1 pseudogene is annotated in these 308 nt (G+C 69.5%); it reads left to right on the top strand.

Going from position 1 to position 308, the window contains the following annotated elements:
- Positions 1 to 308: pseudogene (locus tag EN851_RS35275) on the top strand (amylo-alpha-1,6-glucosidase); the annotation flags it as partial.

The following is a 308-nucleotide window of genomic DNA, read 5'->3' as shown; positions in this document are numbered from 1 at the left end:
GGCCTGGACGGCTTGCCGCGGCGTTCGGCAATCTCGTTTTCGCAGGCGCCCGACCAGTTGAGCGACAACCGCGCCGATTTCCTCATCGCGGTGACCAAGCGCAGCCAGAAAGTGCTCTATATCGAAGTGGGTCCCGAGGTCGCCGATACGCCGGACCGCGACCGCTTCCGCGCCGCGGCGGCGCGCGCCCGCTTCGGCATGCGCGCCAAACGCCGGCATGGCGCCACGGTGCACAGCTCGGGCCGCGTCTTCAACGATTGGGTCGAGCGCGCCCGCGCCGACGTGGCGCTGCTCACGACCGAACTTTC

Origin of the sequence: Mesorhizobium sp. M8A.F.Ca.ET.208.01.1.1, from assembly GCF_004791315.1 — a bacterium.
Taxonomy (GTDB): Bacteria; Pseudomonadota; Alphaproteobacteria; order Rhizobiales; family Rhizobiaceae; genus Mesorhizobium.
The sequence above is the reverse complement of the archived record's forward strand: the minus strand, read 5'-3'. Positions and strand labels throughout refer to the sequence as shown.